The sequence below is a fragment of the Bradyrhizobium sp. USDA 4503 genome (assembly GCF_054055815.1).
Genome location: NZ_JBSRXS010000001.1, coordinates 4,760,281 through 4,778,847 on the forward strand (window position 1 = coordinate 4,760,281; position 18,567 = coordinate 4,778,847).

Annotated in this window: 16 protein-coding genes; 7 read left to right on the forward strand and 9 right to left on the reverse strand. The window is 65.6% G+C overall.

The features are described from left to right. The first annotated feature begins 214 nt into the window (after window positions 1-214). On the forward strand, window positions 215-1,066 hold the full coding sequence (locus ACVMIH_RS22990; protein WP_141340956.1) for a hypothetical protein: 852 nt from the start codon (window positions 215-217) through the stop codon (window positions 1,064-1,066). A gap of 35 nt (window positions 1,067-1,101) precedes the next feature. On the opposite strand, the gene ACVMIH_RS22995 is transcribed toward ACVMIH_RS22990, so the two are convergent. The 4 genes from ACVMIH_RS22995 to ACVMIH_RS23010 all read right to left on the reverse strand — a co-directional run bounded on the left by ACVMIH_RS22995 (window position 1,102) and on the right by ACVMIH_RS23010 (window position 5,976). Continuing rightward, window positions 1,102-2,091, reverse strand: a complete 990-nt coding sequence (locus tag ACVMIH_RS22995) for a Bug family tripartite tricarboxylate transporter substrate binding protein (RefSeq protein ID WP_057017869.1) — start codon at window positions 2,089-2,091, stop codon at window positions 1,102-1,104. 96 nt (window positions 2,092-2,187) lie between these two features. Next, window positions 2,188-2,697: a hypothetical protein gene (locus ACVMIH_RS23000; protein ID WP_253625366.1), complete on the reverse strand. Its 510-nt coding sequence runs from the start codon at window positions 2,695-2,697 to the stop codon at window positions 2,188-2,190. Window positions 2,698-2,935: 238 nt separating this feature from the next. After that, the gene (locus ACVMIH_RS23005; protein WP_225160494.1) at window positions 2,936-4,504 is read right to left on the reverse strand and encodes a hypothetical protein; all 1,569 of its coding nucleotides are present in this window, start codon (window positions 4,502-4,504) and stop codon (window positions 2,936-2,938) included. A 284-nt stretch (window positions 4,505-4,788) separates the two neighbouring features. After that, entirely contained in the window at window positions 4,789-5,976 is a 1,188-nt protein-coding gene (locus ACVMIH_RS23010; RefSeq protein WP_057017871.1) for a DUF2125 domain-containing protein, read from the reverse strand. A gap of 153 nt (window positions 5,977-6,129) precedes the next feature. Between ACVMIH_RS23010 and ACVMIH_RS23015 the strand changes: the two genes are divergently transcribed. Beyond that, on the forward strand, window positions 6,130-6,726 hold the full coding sequence (locus tag ACVMIH_RS23015) for a gamma-glutamylcyclotransferase (RefSeq protein ID WP_456863451.1): 597 nt from the start codon (window positions 6,130-6,132) through the stop codon (window positions 6,724-6,726). Window positions 6,727-6,743: 17 nt separating this feature from the next. On the opposite strand, the gene ACVMIH_RS23020 is transcribed toward ACVMIH_RS23015, so the two are convergent. After that, window positions 6,744-6,977 (reverse strand): hypothetical protein, encoded by a 234-nt coding sequence (locus tag ACVMIH_RS23020; protein ID WP_456855186.1) that lies wholly within the window; start codon window positions 6,975-6,977, stop codon window positions 6,744-6,746. Window positions 6,978-7,041: 64 nt separating this feature from the next. Between ACVMIH_RS23020 and ACVMIH_RS23025 the strand changes: the two genes are divergently transcribed. The 4 genes from ACVMIH_RS23025 (at window position 7,042) to ACVMIH_RS23040 (ending at window position 13,846) form a co-directional block, all read left to right on the forward strand. Further along, window positions 7,042-10,344, forward strand: a complete 3,303-nt coding sequence (locus tag ACVMIH_RS23025) for an efflux RND transporter permease subunit (RefSeq protein WP_229189169.1) — start codon at window positions 7,042-7,044, stop codon at window positions 10,342-10,344. Between the two features lie 57 nt (window positions 10,345-10,401). After that, a complete protein-coding gene (locus tag ACVMIH_RS23030; protein WP_057017873.1) occupies window positions 10,402-10,872 on the forward strand; it encodes a peroxiredoxin family protein in 471 nt (156 codons plus the stop codon). Between the two features lie 107 nt (window positions 10,873-10,979). Continuing rightward, window positions 10,980-12,461 carry an aldehyde dehydrogenase gene (locus ACVMIH_RS23035; RefSeq protein WP_057017874.1) on the forward strand — a complete coding sequence of 494 codons (1,482 nt, stop codon included), beginning with the start codon at window positions 10,980-10,982 and terminating at the stop codon, window positions 12,459-12,461. A 161-nt stretch (window positions 12,462-12,622) separates the two neighbouring features. Further along, window positions 12,623-13,846: an ABC transporter substrate-binding protein gene (locus ACVMIH_RS23040; RefSeq protein ID WP_057017875.1), complete on the forward strand. Its 1,224-nt coding sequence runs from the start codon at window positions 12,623-12,625 to the stop codon at window positions 13,844-13,846. Window positions 13,847-14,079: 233 nt separating this feature from the next. Here ACVMIH_RS23040 and ACVMIH_RS23045 read toward each other — a convergent pair whose 3' ends face one another. The 4 genes from ACVMIH_RS23045 to ftsE all read right to left on the reverse strand — a co-directional run bounded on the left by ACVMIH_RS23045 (window position 14,080) and on the right by ftsE (window position 17,483). Continuing rightward, the gene (locus tag ACVMIH_RS23045; RefSeq protein WP_057017876.1) at window positions 14,080-14,847 is read right to left on the reverse strand and encodes a lysophospholipid acyltransferase family protein; all 768 of its coding nucleotides are present in this window, start codon (window positions 14,845-14,847) and stop codon (window positions 14,080-14,082) included. A 139-nt stretch (window positions 14,848-14,986) separates the two neighbouring features. Further along, entirely contained in the window at window positions 14,987-15,697 is a 711-nt protein-coding gene (locus tag ACVMIH_RS23050) for a YdcF family protein (RefSeq protein ID WP_076827440.1), read from the reverse strand. 162 nt (window positions 15,698-15,859) lie between these two features. Continuing rightward, window positions 15,860-16,831 carry a cell division protein FtsX gene (locus ACVMIH_RS23055; RefSeq protein ID WP_057017877.1) on the reverse strand — a complete coding sequence of 324 codons (972 nt, stop codon included), beginning with the start codon at window positions 16,829-16,831 and terminating at the stop codon, window positions 15,860-15,862. Next, window positions 16,824-17,483, reverse strand: a complete 660-nt coding sequence (ftsE, locus tag ACVMIH_RS23060) for a cell division ATP-binding protein FtsE (RefSeq protein WP_016845305.1) — start codon at window positions 17,481-17,483, stop codon at window positions 16,824-16,826. Before ftsE ends, ACVMIH_RS23055 begins: the two co-directional genes overlap by 8 nt. Window positions 17,484-17,664: 181 nt before the next feature. On the opposite strand from ftsE, the gene ACVMIH_RS23065 reads away from it, so the two are divergent. Further along, a complete protein-coding gene (locus ACVMIH_RS23065; RefSeq protein WP_456863454.1) occupies window positions 17,665-18,531 on the forward strand; it encodes an MJ0042-type zinc finger domain-containing protein in 867 nt (288 codons plus the stop codon). The last annotated feature ends 36 nt before the right edge of the window (window positions 18,532-18,567 follow it).

Here is an 18,567-nt window from a genome sequence, read left to right on the forward strand (position 1 = left end):
CAAGCGGCGCGGAATGATGTCGGCTTTTGACCCGAGCGGACCCGATCTTCGGCTAGCCCGGGCCAATATCCCGCCCCATTATCACGAGACCTCGGGCGCGCTATCATCCGGCCATTCTTTAGACAAGACTGAAGGGAGTGCTGGAGGCTGATCGCCCCTGACGGATAGCCGAGTCGGCACTCTTGGGTGACATTGGACGGAAAGGGAAACGTCAATGAACTCCACGCCCACTCCGAACCCAGTTGGATCGAACGATAGCCCGAGCGCGCGCGCCGACGAACGACTCGCGGAAGCCCAAAAGCAGATTGCGCGCGCCGATGAAGAACTCACGCGCTTGAGTGAACAGCTCGCAAGAATGGAGCGCGATGCCGCGTCCCACCCGTCGGCAAAGCCAAACCCGCCCTCGGTCGGACCCAACCCCGTTTCTTCCGGGCCCAGCCCTGCTTCTTCCGGACTTGCCTCGCAATCGCGGCCCGGAAGACCGGTATTCCGCGCCCTCACCGCCTTGTCGGTGGCAGCATGTATCGTGGTCGCTGCCCTGGCTTTGCAGTCGTCATATGGCGGGGAAGCCAAGCTGCTTGTCGCCCGTTGGGCGCCGCAGCTCGTTTCAACTCCAGCATTGCCGCCGGATGATCCGCAGCCTCCGGCGCAGCCCGCTCCACCTGCCGTTCAGGTCGCCGCGGCAGACGCCGCTCCGCCCCAAGCGACGCCGTTGCCTCAGACCGCACCACCGCAGGACGCCGCGCCGACGGCCAACACAGCCCTTCCCGATCAGACGCAGCTGCTGCAAACGATCGCACGCGACCTCGCAAATGTTGAGCGAAATATCGAGCAACTAAAGGCGAACCAGCAACAGATGGCCCGCGAGAGCTCCAAAGCCATTGAGGAACTCAAGGCGAGCCAGGAAGAAATGAAACGAGCGCTCGCGAAGGTTTCCGAGCCGAAGGCGTCACCGGCTCCGACGCAGCCGGCGCCGGCCGCGCGCAAGCCCGAGCGGACGTCTATCCCGCCATACGCAAGAGCGCGGCCTCGTATCCCGAGGGAGTGGTTCTACGACGAATGGTGACCGTCGATGCAGCCATCCTTCAGTTCCGGATCGCTTCAAGCCGGCGGCAGGCCGAGTGACTGCGCGGCCTCCATCCAGACCGGCAATTCGCGCTGATACAGCGCATTGCTGTCCTTGAAGCCGATCGCGGGCTCCAGCACGAAGGTCGCAAGCACCTCCTTGACCTTCGGATCGCTATTGGCGGCGACGCAAATCTCCGACAGCCGATCGACGATCGGCTGCGGCGTCGCCTTCGGCAGCGCCCAGCCCGAGAAGCCGCTCACGGTGAAGAACTTCGACGTCGTGCCCTGCTCGGGCAGCGTCCTGATCTCGGGGATCGCGTCGACCTTCTTCGAATGCACCCCGAAGACGACGCCGCGACCGCTTTGCAGGACGGTTTGCGCGGCGGTGTAGCTGCCCATCGCGACATCGAGCGTGCCTTCCGCAAGCCCGGTCCACATCGGTGCCTCGCCGCGATAGTGGATCGGCTCGATGGTGAGGCCATACTGCTTGTTGAGCTCGTTGATCGTCATGTGCGGCGCGGAGCCCGCGCTATAGGTGCCGAAATTCACCTTGCCGCTGCTGCGCGCATAGGCGACGAATTCCGCCAGTGTCTTGACGCCCAATTTCGGGCTCGCGACCAGCAGCAGCCCGGCGCCCGGGATCACGCTGACCAGCGTCAGATCCTTGTCCATGTCGTAGCCGGGGTTCTTCATCATCGCGCGGTTCATCACGTAAGTGGTCGAGATCGAGCACAGGATGGTGTGACCGTCAGGCGCGGCGCGCGCCACCTCGGCGGCGCCGATCGAGCCCGAGGCGCCCGCCTTGTTCTCGATGACGACGGTTTGCCCGACTTGCCTTGCGATGAATTCGCCGAAGGCGCGTGCCAGGAGATCGGTCTGCCCGCCGGCGGGGTAGCTGCAGATCATGCGGATTTGCCGCGAGGGCCAGGCGGCTTGCGCCGAGGCGCCGCGCGGCAGGAAGGGCATCGCAGCGGCCGCGGTTCCGGCAGCGATGACGTGACGGCGGCTGAATTTCGCTGGCATGAAGTCCCTCCCCGATTTTTTGGTGAGGGTATCGCATCGGCCGATCGCAGCTACGGGACAGATTGGCGCAGCGGGGCCGCAGGTCTGCGACCGTGCTCACCGCCGCAGCCGTTGATCCCGGATCGGCCCCGTCGACAGCGCGGCGGCCTTCTGCGCCGGCCGCTGACGGCCGACGAGGCCGGCGGTTGCCAGCATGACGCCGCCGCCGAACCACCAGGAGCCGATCACGAACTCCCAGGCGCGCGGCGGAATCTCGTCGAAGATGATGCCGTAGACCGACACCAGCGCAGCCAGCGCGGCAAGGAAGACGCCGCCCGCGCTCATCAGCTCGACGGCATCGATGCGACCCGTGCCGCGCATCACCGGCTTGGGAACATCGATGCCGAGATAGAAGCCGACTGCACCGATCACGATCGTCGTCGCGATGAAGCCGAGCGTGCCGAAGACAGCGACATGGCCCTTGGCGAGCTGGGCGGCGACGAAGGTGCCGGCCATGGCACCGGCCATCGCGAGGCCAGTTCGCTGCAGCACATGCGCGGCGCGGCTGACCATCATCAGTTCGCGCGCGATCACGGCCCTCTGCTTCGGTCTGGTCACGATCCTCATGTGCGGTGTTCCTTTGCCGGTGGTGCACTCCCTCTCCCCGTTCTTACGGGGTCGAGACAAGCGAAGCGTGCTCTTGGAGGGTTGGGGTGAGGGGCCGTCTCCGCATGGATGGTGATAGCAACGTTTGCGGAGGCTCCCCTCACCCGGGGCGCATCTAACGATGCGCGCCGACCTCTCCCCGCGCGCGGGGCGAGGTAACCAGAGTTCGTAGCTCGGCTCGAAATGACATCGTCACGCCCTAGAACGGGTAGTAGCGGATCTGGGTCATGACGATGTGGTCGTCGGTCTTCGGCGCGCCGCCGACACCCTGGAAGGCGAAGCGCTGGGTGTAGGAATATTGCGCGCCGGCCTTGATGGTGCCGTAGGAGCCCTTGAAGATCGTGTCGTAGAAGCCCGCGGTGTACTGCCTCACCTCCGAAGTGTTGCCGTTGCAGGTCGCGGCCGGCGAGTTCTCGATGTTGCAGCCGAGGTTGTTGTAGAGCGGATTGCCGTAGCCGAACGGCACCGTGCCGACATTGGAGAAGGTCGCCTTGGTCTTTTCGAGCCCGGCATAGGCGTAGAGATCGAGCGACGGCGTCGTGTGCCAGACCGAGCCGACCAGGAAAGCCGTGATCGGCAGCGGCTGGATCGAGCCGTCCTGGCGCACGGTTGCATCCGGGAATGGCGTTGCGGTGAAGCGGCCCAGCGCACCGTAGGAGGCGGAGGCCTGCACCTCGAGCAGCTTCGGCACGATCTCGGCCGAGAGGTGGCCGCCGAAGCTGACCGTGTTGACGTCGTGATTGGCGAAGTTGAAGCGATCATAGAAGTCGCGGTAGAGCGCCCACGCCTCGACATGCAGCTTGTAGGGCCCGAGCCGCGGATCCCACGCGCCCTTCACGGTGAAATCCGGAACGTGGTTGAGGCTGACATTGTTCAGGCTGTTGAAGAAGCTGCCGCCCGGACCGGTGAGATTGACCAGCAGATTCGGATTGAGCACGCCCTGCGGGCCAACCGCCGGCGTGCCGACCAGCGGGTTGTTGCCGCCGAAAAAGGATGTCTGCGGATTCTCCGCCGAGACCGCGAGCTTGAACTCCGGCCCGATATCCTGCCAGACCCGGACGCCGGGTTGGCGCGCGCCGAGAAAGCCCGGCACCAGCTCGAAATCGATCACGCCCGGCGTATCGGCGCCTCGCGGATCGATGCCGGCCTTGCTCGGCGTGTTCAGCGACCATGATTGGCCGGCGAGGACATGCAGGCCGAGATCGCTGCGGTCGATCTCGATGCTGGCCTGCCGCAGCCGCGGATTGAACGAATTGGTCGCGACCGAATTGGCGGTCTGCGCCGCGCCCTCGAAATCGAGCTCGCCATAGCCGGCGACGTGGATGTTCTCCGTGGCGTTGGCTTCGGCGAGCACCGAGAAGCGGGTCTGGCGCGCGGTGAAGCGCGACTCGCCGGTGTTGTAGTTCTTGCTCTGCGGGAACGGGATGAAGTTGTAGACCGAGCCCGAATCGGAGGCGAGGTTGCGGCTGCGATAGATGCCGGTGAGATCGACCCAGCCGCCGAAGGTGAAGGTGACGCCCTTGTAGCAGAGCTTGCCCGATGCGCAGGGATCGAACGGCACCGGCGCCTTCGCCGTCATCTGCGCGTTCTGAATTGCGTTCTGTCTTGCGGCCAGCGCCTCCTCCTTGCGCGCCTGCGTCTCCATTTTCTGCTCGAGCTGCTTGAGCCGTGCCTTCAGCGCACGCAGCTCGGACGCATCGTCCTCCGCCAACGCCGAGCCTGCCGACAGCAGCATGCTGCCGAGCAGAATTCCCCCGAGAATTCGCATCGCTTCTCCTCCACACGAGGTTGTTTCCTCAGGCGAAAGAGAGCGGTACTCGGGGAGTGATATTCGCGCCGGGGCGTATTATTCCGGTCACGTTTTTCTCATCGCGGCGGCGGGAATAGATCGCGGTAATCGACGATAGCGCGCGAGGAGATAGTGAGTGGCCTTACCGGTATGCTCATTGCGAGCGAAGCGAAGCAATCCATCGCGCGGCATATGCGGAGCCATGGATTGCTTCGTCGCTATCGCTCCTCGCAATGACGGATGTTTCCGCAGCGTCCATCCGCTCAGAACAGCGGCGGAATCTGCGCGACTTTCAGCGGCCCCAAGAACACCGCGCCGTCGGCGAAGCGCAGCGGGAAGCTGCGCGCCTTCTTGCCTTCGAGGATAGCCTCGGTGCCGAGCGAATTGATGCCGGCGGAAATGCCGGCATTGGCGTTCTGCTTGATCACCTTGCCGAGGCCGGGGATGGCGCGATCCAGCGCGCCGAAGAGATTGCTGAGGTCCTGGCTCTTCACGCCGGGCGCGACGCGATCAAGCGTTGCCTGCGGCACGCCCTCCTCCAGCATCTTGTCGATGCCGAGCGCGGGGATGACGCGCTCGAGGCCGGCGACCGTCATCTGCAATTCGCCCTCGATGCGCCCTTGCGCGTTGAGGCGCAGCATGCCGGCCGCGACCGACAGCACATCGCCCTGCTCGATCCGCGACTGCTGGATCTCGACGCTGCCGCCGGCGGCCTGGATCTCGCGGAAGCGATCCGGCCAGGGTTTCGGCGAGAAATCCTTCAGGCCATTGAGCCGCGCATGGATGTCGGCGTTGAACGGCTGGGCGAGCAGCGGATGCACCTCCTGCAAGGTGCCGCCGGCAATCTGCAGCACGGCCTCGATCGCCGGACTGTCCGGCGCCGAGCCGTCGACCTGCCTGCCGTGCAGCTCGATGTGATTGACCCGCGCCAGCGGCACCGGCGCCGCGCCGCCGGTGCGGTCGATGGCGAGATCGTCGAACACCAGCGAGGCGCGCTGCGGCGGCGCCGGCAGGCCGACCACGCTGCTGCGTGCCTTGCTCCAGCTCACCGACAGCGTCGGCTGCGCGCCGCGCTCGGCGATCGTGGCCGGTCCCTTGAACTCCGCGATCACGAGCTTGGGATCGTAGACCTGCGCCACGACCAGGATCTCGGCGAGCCGCGCCACGAACGCCATCTGCGGCGCGGCGGTCTGCGAGACCAGCATCACGCTCGGATCGGTGCAGCGGACCTCGAACCGGAACGGGTAGCCCGCCACCGAACGGTCCCCGCAATCATAGACCCGGCCGGCCTTCGCCTCCTGCGCGCGCCAGGCATCGGCCTGCACGCCGACCTGCGAGGCGGCGAAGAACCAGAAGGCACTCCACAGCACCGCGGCGATCAGGACCGCGACCGGGACGGCATAAAGGCCGAAGCGCGAGCGGCGGCGGGGGGCGGAGGTCTGATCCGACATGCAGGTCCTTTGGCGGGCGAATTTGTCAAAATCTAAGCGGCCGCGGGCCTTGAACAAGCCCCGAGCAACCCTTGAGCGAGCCTTCAGCAAGCCTTGGAAACTTCACGGAATCCGCTTCGCTTCGACGGCCCGTTCTGCTAGCCCATCAGCGCGATGTCAGCAAATCCTCCCCATTCCGAAACCGACGGCGACCTCTGGGTGTTCGGCTATGGCTCACTGATGTGGAAGCCGGGCTTCGAGTTCCTGGAACAGGTGCCGGCGCGGCTGATCGGCGAGCATCGCGCGCTCTGCGTCTATTCGTTCGACCACCGCGGCACGCCGGAGAAGCCGGGCCTGGTGCTCGGGCTCGACCGCGGCGGCGCCTGCCGCGGCATCGCATTCCGCGTCGCCGCCCGCCTGCGCCACGACACCATCGCCTATTTGCGCGGACGCGAGCAGACCACCAACGTCTATCGCGAGGTGATGCGCTCGGTGTGGCTGGAGAATGCGGCGCGCGAGCGCGTCAGCGCGCTGGCCTATGTGGTCGATCGCGGTCATGTGCAATATGCCGGGCGGCTGTCGCTCGCCGAGCAGCAGCGCCTGGTGCTGCAGGGCCATGGCCGCTCCGGCAACAACCGCGACTATGTGCTCTCGACAGTGGCCTCGATCGAGAAGCAGGGCTTTCGCGACACGCAGCTGCACCAGCTAGCGACGATGCTGCATGATGCCCACGCGGCGCGTCACCCGCTGCAGAATGCCCGGGATGCGTAAGGCTGCGTCGCGAGGCTCTACTTAGTTCGCTTGGCCAACCGTCGTTTAACGACCTCGCCGAGCGGACTATCCGGCGACTTGCGGAATGCCTTGAGCTTCTTCATTTGGCCTTTGCGCAGTGCTTGCGACTGCGCTTCACCACCATCATCGATCAGCCTTTGTAAACGGGTTTTGCCAGATCCTCGATTTTCGGCGTGCGCCGCGGTGCATCCGGCAAATCGCGGCGGCGGTATGGCGCCGCCCTGTGACATTTAGGCTTTTGCATCCCGGCGCGGACGGATAGAAGCTGATCCGCAAACAGCGCTCGCAAATTCGATGAACCTCTCCGCCCCCTTTGTCCGACGGCCGGTCGGCACCACGCTGCTGTCGCTTGGACTGGTGGTGGCGGGCATCATTGCGTTCTTCAAGCTGCCGGTGTCGCCGCTGCCCGACGTCGACATCCCGACCATCATGGTGCAGGCGACCCTGCCCGGCGCCAGCCCGGCCGACGTCGCCTCCACGGTGGCAAGCCCGCTCGAGCGCCACCTCGGCCAGATCGCCAGCGTCACCGAAATGACGTCGGTGTCCTCGCTCGGCTCTGCCCGCATCACGCTGCAGTTCGATATCGACCGCGACATCAACGGCGCCGCGCGCGACGTGCAGGCGGCGATCAACGCGGCGCGGGCGGACCTGCCGACCAACCTGCGCGCCAACCCGACCTACCGCAAGTTCAACCCGGCCTCGGCGCCGATCCTGATCTACACCTTGACCTCGGACACGCTGACGCCGGCCGAGCTCTATGACGCCGCCTCGACCGTGCTGGCGCAGAAGTTGTCGCAGGTCGAGGGCGTCGGCGAAGTCTCGGTCGGCGGCGGCTCGCTGCCGGCGGTGCGCGTCGAGCTGATCCCGCCGGCGCTGTACAAATACGGCATCGGGCTCGAGGACGTCCGCGCCGCGCTCTCGAGCGCCAATGCGCACAGCCCGAAGGGCGGCATCGACGTCGGCAACCAGCGCTACCAGATCTACGCCAACGACCAGGCCCGCAAGGCGGCCGACTACAGGCCGCTGGTCGTCGCCTACCGCAACGGCGCGGCGGTGCGCCTGACCGATGTCGGCGACGTGATCGATTCCGTCGAGAATGTGCGCACGCTCGGCCTTTCCAACGGCAAGCCGGCCGTCGTGATGATCGTGTACCGGCAGCCGGGCGCCAACATCATCAAGATGGTCGACACCGTGAAAGGGCTGATGCCGCAGCTGAAGGCCTCGGTCTCGCCTGCGGTTGACATCACCCTCGCGATGGACCGCTCGAAGACAATCCGGGCCTCGCTGCACGACGTCGAGATCACGCTGTTGATCGCGGTGGCGCTGGTGATCCTGGTGGTGTTCGCCTTCCTGCGCAATGCCCGGGCCACGCTGGTCCCGGTGGTGGCGGTCGGCGTGTCATTGATCGCGACGTTCGCCGTGATGTATCTACTCGGCTACACGCTCGACATCTTCTCGCTGATGGCGCTGACGGTGGCGACCGGCTTCGTGGTCGACGACGCCATCGTGGTGCTGGAGAACATCACCCGGCACATGGACGCCGGGCTGTCGCGGCTCGAGGCCACGCTGGTCGGCACCCGCGAGGTCGGCTTCACGGTGCTGTCGATGAGCGTGTCGCTGATCGCGGTGTTCGTGCCGATCCTGCTGATGGGCGGCCTGGTTGGCCGCCTGTTCCGCGAATTCGCCATGACCATCACGATCGCGATCGTGATCTCGCTGGTGGTCTCGCTGACCACGACGCCGATGATGTGCGCGGTACTGCTGCGCAAGGAGGAGGGCCGGCCGCACGGCCGGATCTACCGGATCAGCGAACGCATCTTCGAGCTGATGCTGAACGGCTACCGCGCGACGCTCGGCCTCGCGCTGCGCCATCCGCTCCTGGTGATGCTGATCCTCTGCTCGACGCTCTATTTGAACTTCCATCTCTACAAGGTGGTGCCCAAGGGCTTCGTGCCGCAGCAGGACACCGGATTGCTGGTCGGCTCGATTCAGGCCGACCAGAGCACCTCGTTCCAGCTGATGCAGCAGAAGCTGACCCAGTTCATCGACATCGTGAAATCAGATCCGGCGGTCGACACCGCGGTCGGCTTCACCGGCGGCGGCGGCGTAGGTCCCGGCGGCACCAACACCGGCACCGTGTTCGCCTCGCTGAAGCCGATGGACGAGCGCCGGCTGCGCGCCGACAAGGTGATCGAGCGGCTGCGCGAGCCATTGGCAAGCGTCGCGGGCGCCACGCTGTTCCTGCAATCGATCGGCGACCTCGGCGCCGGCGGACGCTCGGGCAATGCGGCGTATCAGTACACGCTGAAGGGCTCGACCTTCGAGGAGCTGAACGAGTGGACGCCGAAGCTCGTCGCGGCATTGCAGAAGGAGCCGACGCTCGCCGACGTCAACAGCGACCAGCAGAACAAGGCGCTGCAAGCCAATCTGATCATCGATCGCGACGCCGCCTCCCGGCTCGGGATCACCGTCAGCCAGCTCGACAACACGCTCTATGACGCGTTCGGGCAGCGCCAAGTCTCGACCATTTTCGTCGCGCGCAACCAGTATCATGTCATCATGGAGGTCGCGCCGCGTTTCTCGCAGGACCCGCAGACCCTCAAGGAGGTCTATATCTCGACCTCGGGCGGCTCGGCGAGCGGCACGCAGAGCACCAATGCCGTGGCCGGCACGGTGGCCTCGTCCTCGCAAAAAAGCTCGGTCAGCGCGGTCGCCGCCAATGTGGTGCGCAACCAGGCCACCAATTCGATCGGCGCCACCGGCAAGGGCGTCGCATCGACCGGTACCGCGGTCTCCACCAGCGCGGAGACCATGATCCCGCTGTCGAGCGTCGCACGCTTCGAGCACGGCGAGACGCCGCTTTCCGTCAACCACCAGGATCTCCTGGTCTCGAGTACCATCTCGTTCAACCTGCCGCCGGGCGTCTCGCTGAGCACGGCGACCACCACGATCGAGAACGCGATGCACGCGCTCGGCATGCCCGCGGGCATTTCCGGCGGGTTTGCGGGCTCCGCGAAAATCTTCCAGCAGGCGCTGGCGAACGAGCTGTTCCTGATCCTCGCCGCGCTGGCGACGATCTACATCTCGCTCGGCATGCTCTACGAGAGCTACATCCACCCGCTGACCATCCTCTCCACCTTGCCCTCGGCAGGCGTCGGCGCGGTGGCGGCCTTGATGCTGTCGCACACCGATTTCGACATCATCGGCATGATCGGGGTGATCCTCCTGGTCGGCATCGTCAAGAAGAACGCCATCATGATGATCGACTTCGCGCTCGATGCCGAGCGCCAGCGCGGGCTGTCGTCGCGCGATGCGATCTACGAGGCCTGCCTGATGCGCTTCCGGCCGATCATGATGACGACGCTGGCTGCCTTGTTCGGCGCGGTGCCGCTGATGATCGGCCTCGGCGAAGGCAGCGAGCTGCGTCAGCCGCTCGGCATCGCGATCTTCGGCGGGCTGATCCTGAGCCAGATCCTGACGCTCTACACGACGCCGGTGGTCTATCTCTATCTCGACCGCGCCAGGCTCTGGACCCAGCGCCGCCGCGCCGCGCGCCGCGCACGCCGGGCCGCGGCATCAAGCGCCGCCGGTCGTTGACAGACCGGTATCGATCTTGCCAACCTTGCGCCGTGAGCGGACGCAAGGAACCGATCTGTGACTCTCGCACCTGAACTCGCCGCGTCGCGCTGGTTCAACACCAGCGAGCCGCTGACCCTGGCTGGGCTGCGCGGCCGGCCGGTGCTGCTGCACGCGTTCCAGATGCTGTGCCCCGGCTGCGTCGCGCACGGCACGCCGCAGACCCAGCGCGCGTTCGAGCTGTTCAAGCATTCGGACCTGCAGGTGATCGGGCTGCACACCGTATTCGAGCACCACGCGGCGATGACGGAGGTGTCGCTGGAAGCCTTCATCCACGAGTACCGGCTGACCTTCCCGATCGGCGTCGACGAGGCCGGCGAAGGCACGCCGATCCCGGTCACCATGCAGCGCTACGGCATGCAGGGAACGCCGACCAGCATCCTCATCGGCCGCGACGGCAACGTCGTGCATCATGGCTTCGGACAACAGAGCGACATGGCGCTCGGCGCGATCATCGCGGCCGAGCTTGCCGCGCCGCATGGCCGATAGCGGCCCGCCTCGGCTGCAACCCGGCTCACGCGACTGCGTTATGACGGCGTCGCGCAATGCGTGATAGCGTTCCGCCAACCAGAACCATCGCCTTGCGGGAGGATGTCATGAAAACCTATCAGCTCTACATCAACGGCCAGTATGTCGACCCCGCCAATGGCGAATGGTTCGACAGCATCGATCCCTATCGCGGCGAGGCCTGGGCGAAGATTCCGCGCGGCACGGCCGCCGACGCCGACAAGGCGGTGAAATCAGCCAATGAGGCGATGTGGCGCGGCCCCTGGGCGAAGATGACGGCCTCCGCACGCGGCAAGGTGATGCGCAAGCTCGGCGACCTCGTCGCGGCCAATGCCGAGCGCCTTGCCGAGATCGAGGTGCGCGACAACGGCAAGCTGATGGCCGAGATGCTCGGCCAGTTGCGCTACCATCCGGAGTGGTGGTGGTATTTCGGCGGGCTCGTCGACAAGCTCGAGGGCGGCCTGGTGCCGATCGACAAGGCGGAGACCTTTGCCTACACGACCCATGAGCCGGTCGGGGTGGTCGCGGCGCTGACCGCCTGGAATTCGCCGCTGCTGTTCGTCGCCTGGAAGTGCGCCGCCGCGCTCGCCGCTGGTTGCGCCGTGGTCGTCAAACCGTCGGAATTCACCTCGGCCAGCACGCTGGAATTCGCCGCGCTGACCAAGGAAGCCGGAATTCCCGACGGCATCTTCAACGTGGTGACCGGCTTCGGTCCCGAGGCGGGCTCCGCGCTGATCGCCCATCCCGGCGTCGCCAAGATCACCTTCACGGGATCCGATACGACCGGCGCAAAGGTTTACGAGACCGCGGCCAAGAGCCTGAAGCGCGTCTCGCTCGAGCTCGGCGGCAAGTCGCCCAACATCGTGTTCGAGGACGCCGACCTCACCGCCGCCGCGGCCGGCGCGATCTCCGGCATCTTCGCTGCCACGGGGCAGACCTGCATCGCGGGATCGCGCCTTCTGGTGCAGAGCTCGATCAAGGAAAAATTCGTCGCGCGGGTGCTGGAGCTGGCAAAGTCCGCCAAGATCGGCGATCCCATGCAGTCCGACACCAATGTCGGCCCGATCACGACGCCGGCGCAGTACAAGAAGGTGCTCGACTATATCGACATCGCCAAGGCCGAGGGCGCGCGCTGCCTGCTCGGCGGCAAGCCGGCCACCGGCGACGGCATCAAGGGCGGCCAGTTCGTCGAACCGACCATCTTCACCGACGTCGACAACACCATGCGGATCGCGCGCGAGGAGGTGTTCGGACCGGTGCTGTCGATCATCTCTTTCGACACCGAGGAGGACGCCATCCGGATCGCCAACGACACGATCTACGGCCTCGCCGCCGGCATCTGGACCAAGGATCTCGCGCGCGCCATCCGCGTGCCGAAGCAACTGCGCGCGGGCACCGTGTGGGTGAACACCTACCGGGCCATCAGCTACATGATGCCGTTCGGCGGCATGAAGCACTCCGGCGTCGGCCGCGAAAGCGGCATCGACGCGGTCCGCGAATATCAGGAGACCAAGAGCGTCTGGATCTCGACCGCGACGGACGTCCCGGCCAATCCGTTCGTGATGCGGTGAGTTTTCCGCACTGACATCGCTTGCTTCACCGCTCCCGGACGGACAGCGGTACGACGGCACCCGCGCGCCGAGCTGTCGCACTTGACGTGCAGGGTGGAGCAGCGATCATCAGCCCCACGGCACACGCCGAAGAGCGTGGCCGATACTTGGGGAGATTCGCCATGACGTTTCGTTACTCACGCGCAGTGTTCTGCGCGCTGATGCTCGCCACCGCCCAACCTGCCCTCGCCGACAAGAAATACGGCCCCGGTGTCACCGATACCGAGGTGAAGATCGGCCAGACCATGCCCTATAGCGGCCCGGCGTCCGCCTACGGCACCCAGGGGCGTCTCGAAGAGGCCTACTACGCGATGATCAACGCGAAGGGCGGCGTGAACGGCCGAAAGATCAAGCTGATTTCACTGGACGACGCCTATTCGCCGCCGAAGACCGTGGAGCAGACGCGACGCCTCGTCGAACAGGACGAGGTGCTGGCAATCATCGGTACCATCGGCACGCCGACCAATTCAGCGATCCAGAAGTATCTGAACCAGAAGAAGGTCCCGCAGATCTTCATTTCGACGGGCGCGGCAAAATGGGACGACCCGAAGAACTTCCCGTGGACCACCCAGCTTTATCCGCCCTACCAGATGGAGGGCATGATCTTCGCCAAATATCTGTTGAAGAACAAGCCCGACGCGAAGCTCGGCGTGTTCTCCCAGAACGATGATGCCGGAAAGGATTACGTCAAGGGGCTGAAGGATGGCCTCGGCGACAAGGCGAAGACGATGATCGTGAAGGAAGTGACCTACGAGGTTTCCGATCCGACGGTCGATTCGCAGATCGTCTCCCTGAAAGCCTCCGGCGCCGACACGCTGTTCACGATGGCGACGCCCAAGTTCGGCGCGCAGGCGATACGCAAGGTCTACGAGCTCGGATGGAAACCGCTGAACTACGTGGTCAGCGTCTCCTCATCGATCAAGGGCGTCATGGAGCCGGCCGGCATCGAAGCTTCGAAGGGATTATTGACCGCGCTGGCGTTCAAGACGCCGACCGATCCCACCTGGGAGAACGCCGCCGACGTGAAGGAGTTCAAGGAATTCCTGGCGAAGTGGTATCCGCAAGGCGACATCGCCGACGGCAGCAACGTCACCGGCTACATCTCGGCCTATATGACGGTGAAGGTCATCGAGATGTGCGGCGATGATCTGACGCGCGAGAATTTGCTGAAGCAGGCAACCAACCTCAACAAGGTGGTTGCGCCGTTGCTGCTGCCCGGCATCGCTATCTCGACGCGGCCGGACCGCTATGCGCCGTTCACGCAGATGCAGATCGCGACGTTCGACGGCAAGAGTTGGGTGCCGCAAGGCGAGACCTTCAACACCGACGCGGCGGCCGGTCAGTAGTGGCGACGCCATTCGCAATACGGTAACTCTCCGCATCGTCATGGGCCGGGCAGCCGCCCGAAGGACGGCATCGCTTCGGCTTGCCTGTGCCCGGCCATCCACCGTCTTGCTTCGGGCCGAACCAAAAACGTGGATGCCCGGGACAAGCCCGGGCATGACGATTTCTGAAGGGACCGACGAAACCGCGCGCACGAAATTCCCGGCAGCAACCGCACCAGGGCTTGTGCTGCGCCCTACCCTTTCGCCGCGTTCGGCACACCGCCGAACAATTTCGCCTGCTCGGCGCGGCCGGCCTCGACGATGCGGGTGGTGGCGGTTTCGATCTGGTCGCGCAAGCGAGCCATGAACTCATCGCGCGGCAATCCCGGCGGCAGCGGATCGAGGAATTCGACCACCAGCGTCCCCGGATAGCGCATGAAGGTGCGGCGCGGCCAGAACAGCCCGGAATTGAGCGCGATCGGCAGGCACGGCACGCCGCTCTCGGCATAGATCTGCGCGACGCCGGCCTTGTAGTTCGGCGGCGCCCCTGGTGCGGTACGGGTGCCCTCGGGAAAGATCACAAGCTGCCGGCCGAGCTTCACCTCGGCCGCCGCGCGCTTCAGCGTCTTGATCAGCGAGCGCGGGCCGCCGCCGCGCTCGACCGAGATCATGCCGACCTTCTTGAGGTACCAGCCGAACACCGGGATCATCATCAGCTCGCGCTTCAGGATGAACAGCGGATGCTCGAAGAAGCGCACCAGCGCGAACGTCTCCCAGAACGACTGGTGCTTCGAGGCGACGACCAGCGGCCCGCTCGGTATCTTCTCGATCCCGCGAAACTCGATCCTGATGTTGCAGATCACGCGCATCAGGAACAGGCTGGTGTTGGCCCACGCGACTTCGAGCGCCATCAACGCCCCCCGCGGCAACAGCAGCGCCGGCAGCGCGATGATGCAGAGCACCACCAGCACGAGATAGAACAGCACGTTGAAGATCAGCGAGCGCAGGAAGATTGAAGTCATTCTCTCAACACTATCCTTTACACCGTCATTCCGGGATGGTGCGTCAGCACCAGACCCGGAATCTCGAGATTCCACAATTCGCAATTACGAATTGGGGTTCGATGCCGCGCATCGCCCCGGAATGACGGTGCCTGATACATCAATTCGCCTGCGCCGTCGCCGGGCGGCGCGGCGCGGCAGCCGGCTCGGCGAGATCGGAGGTCAGGTCGAGGCCGAGACCGGCCAGCCGCACCCGCATCTCGGCGGCGACATATTTGGCGTATTCCGATAGCAAGAGACGGAACGTCGCGCCGCTCGTCCACCACGGCTCGTCGCGCCATTTGTCGCCGACCACCGCGAACGGGATCAGCGTGACGTCGGGCATCGCATGTGACAGTTCCACGATCGCCCGCGGCATGTGGTAGTTGGAGGTCACCACGATCAGCGACTTGAAGCCGCGCTCGCGCGCCCAGCGCCGCGTCTCCGCCGCGTTGCTGCGGGTGTTCAGCGCCGAGCGGTCGAGATCGACGCAGCAGCTCATCAGCCCCTTGCTGTCCGGCACGGAGCGGGAAATGTCGCTGGCGTCGTTGGTCGGATGTACGCCCGAGATCAGCAAACGCTTGCCGTAGCCGGCAGCCAACAGTTCCATGGCGTCGGACACCCGCGACGAGCCGCCGGTCAGCACCACGATGCCGTCGGCATTTTGCGGCGGGTCGGTCTCGACGCCGCGCAATTGCGAGAGGAAGCCGACAAAGCCGACCGCCGCGGCGACGAAGGCAAGCGCCAGCGGCGCGACGATGACGGCGCGCAGCCAGCCGCGCGGGCGCGCGGCAAAGCCATTCGGCGACGTATCGTCGGACTGCAAACTCATGTGATGCGGTTATCCTTCCCCCGGGGGATTTTAAAGCATGATCCGGAAAAGTGGAAACCGGTTTTCCTCGGGACCAGTGCCGCGTGCCGCGCGCGAAATCACACTTGGGCGACGAAATGCGATCACGAGGCGGCGCCATGATTTCGAGTTTTCGCGGCGCCGTCAGTCGATGTCGTCGAGCGTGGCAAACAGGGTGCGCCGCGATGCCCACGCGGTGATCGCCGCGATCAGCACCGCCTGCATCGCCAGCACCAGATAGCCCGACGGACGCAGCGAGAACGTGCCGAGCAGGGCCGCGAACTGGTCGCCCACCGGCGTGCCGGAGAACCAGTTGGCGATCGACTCGGAGAAGCCGAACGCCAGCATCGCCGCACCGCCACCGATCAGCCCGCCTTCGAGGCCGAGCCGAAGGAAATGCCGCAGGAAGCGGTTGGCGATGAAGCTGTCGCCGGCGCCGACAAAATGCAGCACCTCGACGATCGGGCGGTTGGCGGCCATCGCGCCGCGGGTCGCGAACGACACCGAGATGATGGTTGCGATGATCACGAGGATGAGGATGCCGACGCCGGCGAACGTCGTGGCGCCGGTCATCGAGCGCATGCGCTCGATCCAGGCGCGGTGATCGTCGACGCTTGCGGTCGGCGCCGCCTGCGTCACCCGCGCGCGTAAGCCGGCGAGATCGAGCGTGGTGCCGGGCTGCACCCGCGCCACGATGACGCGCGGCACCGGCAGTTCGTCGATCGAGAGCCCGCTGCCGAGCCACGGCTCCAGCAGCTTGGCGGATTCCTCCCTGCTGAACGGACGGACCTCGAGAATGCCGGGCTGCGCCCGCATCGCGTCCACCGCGGCCTGCGCGTCGCGATCGAGGTCGCGGCCCGGCGAGGGGCGCACCTGGATGGTGATCTCGCTCGATACTTCCGACTGCCATTCGGCGGCTGACGCGCTGACCAGCAGCACGGTGCCTGTCGTCAGCGAGGCGAGGAAGGTCATGATCGCGACGACCGCGACCAGTGCACGGCCCGAAATCGACGCCCGCGGCACGATCGGCGACATGTTGCGCGCAGTGGCCGGGACCTGCGGGCGTTCGCGCCCGAGATCGACCAACGACACTTTCTCGTCGCCGCTCCTATTCATAGATGTGCAGCCGTCCCTGATGCAGCACCAGCCGCCTCGCTTCGTATTGATCCATCAGCGTGATGTCGTGGGTCGCGATGATGACCGCGGTGCCGGATTTGTTGAGCTCGATGAACAGCCGCAGCAGGCGGCGCCCGAGCGTCGGATCGACGCTGCCGGTCGGCTCGTCCGCCAACAGCAGTTGCGGCCGCGAGATCACCGCGCGCGCGATCGCGGCGCGCTGCTTCTCGCCGCCCGACAGGATCGGCGGCAGCGCGTCCATGCGCTCGCCGAGGCCAACCCATTTCAAGAGATCGATCACCTCGCGGCGATAGCTCGATTCCTCGCGGCCCATCACGCGGAACGGCAGCGCGACGTTCTCATAGGTGGTCATGTGATCGAGCAGGCGAAAATCCTGCAGCACGATGCCGATCCGCTTGCGCAGGTCGGCGACCTGATCCTTGCTCAGCAGCGAGACGTCCTTGCCGAACAGATTGACCAGCCCGCGGGTCGGCCGCAACGACAGGAACAACAGCCGCAGCAGCGAGGTCTTGCCCGCGCCCGACGGCCCGGTGAGGAACTGGAACGAGTGCGCCGGGATCATGAACGAGAGGTCGCGCAAAATCTCCGGGCCGAGCCCGTAGCGCAGACCGACATTTTCGAACCGAACCAATGCGCTAGCTCCGTTCGAGAGGGCCGATGGCCCAATACCCTACACCGACGGCGAAGACGGCCCGAACCCCGGCCGAGCGCCCGCGAACCGCACAGAAAGCTTGTGCTTCGGTTATGGTTTCCGATTCGTTAACGGTCGCTAAGTAGCATCCGGGCATCCACACGGTGGAGATTCGGCCTCCATGCATATTGTCTGCCCGCATTGTACAACATCCTACGCCATCAATCCGGCCACCCTTGGCGAGGCCGGACGTACCGTCCGTTGTTCCCGCTGCCGGGAGGTCTGGCTGGCCCGGCCGGAGTACGCCGTCGGGGCGACCGCGCCCACTCTGGCCTATCAGTCCGCCGGATCCGACCTCGCCGCCGAATGGGAGGCCATGGGCCGGGAGGAGGCTGACGCGACCCCGATGGTCGAGAGCCCCTCGATTTCGGCCGATTTGCCCACCGAGGGCAGCGACGCCGACACGGAATGGCCGGCGCTGGCCGAGGCGGATGCCGCGGCCCATGCCGACGCCGGGGACGCGGGAACCAGGGGCCGCTTCCGCCTGCCCCGGCTTCCCCGCCTGTTCCGGCTGCCCGCCCTGCCCCGAATTCCGTTCATGCCGGTAATCGGTGCCCTGCCGACCACCTGCGGCGCCATGGCCGCGCTGATCATCGCGCTGTTCGTCTGGCGCAACGACGTGGTGCGGCTGCTGCCGCAGACCGCGCTGTTCTACAAGATGGCCGGGCTCGACGTGAATCTGCGCGGGCTCGCCTTCAAGGATCTCAAGATCACCAACGAGACCGTGGACGGCAAGCCGGTGCTGGTGATCGAGGGCATGATCGTCGGCCAGACCAGGAAGCCGGTCGAATTGCCGCGGCTGCGCTTCTCGGTCCGCGACGCGCAAGGCGCCGAAATCTATGCCTGGAACGCCGTGCTGGAGCAGCCGGTGCTCAATCCCGGCGAGCGGGCCTTCTTCAAGTCGCGCCTCGCCTCGCCGCCGCCCGAAGGCCGCAATATCGACGTACGCTTCTTCAACAAGCGTGATCTCACCGGCGGCCGCGCGTGAGCCGCCGGCCAACTCCATCGGGAACCGACCAATCAC

Coding starts and splice junctions, on each gene's coding strand:
- ACVMIH_RS23010 (WP_057017871.1), bottom strand. CDS start 5,976: ATGTCGGATCAGACCTCCGCCCCCCGCCGCCGCTCGCGCTTCGGCCTT.
- ACVMIH_RS23050 (WP_076827440.1), bottom strand. CDS start 15,697: ATGAGTTTGCAGTCCGACGATACGTCGCCGAATGGCTTTGCCGCGCGC.
- ACVMIH_RS23025 (WP_229189169.1), top strand. CDS start 7,042: ATGAACCTCTCCGCCCCCTTTGTCCGACGGCCGGTCGGCACCACGCTG.
- ACVMIH_RS23065 (WP_456863454.1), top strand. CDS start 17,665: ATGCATATTGTCTGCCCGCATTGTACAACATCCTACGCCATCAATCCG.
- ACVMIH_RS23020 (WP_456855186.1), bottom strand. CDS start 6,977: ATGTCACAGGGCGGCGCCATACCGCCGCCGCGATTTGCCGGATGCACC.
- ACVMIH_RS23005 (WP_225160494.1), bottom strand. CDS start 4,504: ATGCGAATTCTCGGGGGAATTCTGCTCGGCAGCATGCTGCTGTCGGCA.
- ACVMIH_RS22990 (WP_141340956.1), top strand. CDS start 215: ATGAACTCCACGCCCACTCCGAACCCAGTTGGATCGAACGATAGCCCG.
- ACVMIH_RS22995 (WP_057017869.1), bottom strand. CDS start 2,091: ATGCCAGCGAAATTCAGCCGCCGTCACGTCATCGCTGCCGGAACCGCG.
- ACVMIH_RS23000 (WP_253625366.1), bottom strand. CDS start 2,697: ATGAGGATCGTGACCAGACCGAAGCAGAGGGCCGTGATCGCGCGCGAA.
- ACVMIH_RS23015 (WP_456863451.1), top strand. CDS start 6,130: ATGTCAGCAAATCCTCCCCATTCCGAAACCGACGGCGACCTCTGGGTG.
- ACVMIH_RS23035 (WP_057017874.1), top strand. CDS start 10,980: ATGAAAACCTATCAGCTCTACATCAACGGCCAGTATGTCGACCCCGCC.
- ACVMIH_RS23045 (WP_057017876.1), bottom strand. CDS start 14,847: ATGACTTCAATCTTCCTGCGCTCGCTGATCTTCAACGTGCTGTTCTAT.
- ACVMIH_RS23055 (WP_057017877.1), bottom strand. CDS start 16,831: ATGAATAGGAGCGGCGACGAGAAAGTGTCGTTGGTCGATCTCGGGCGC.
- ACVMIH_RS23040 (WP_057017875.1), top strand. CDS start 12,623: ATGACGTTTCGTTACTCACGCGCAGTGTTCTGCGCGCTGATGCTCGCC.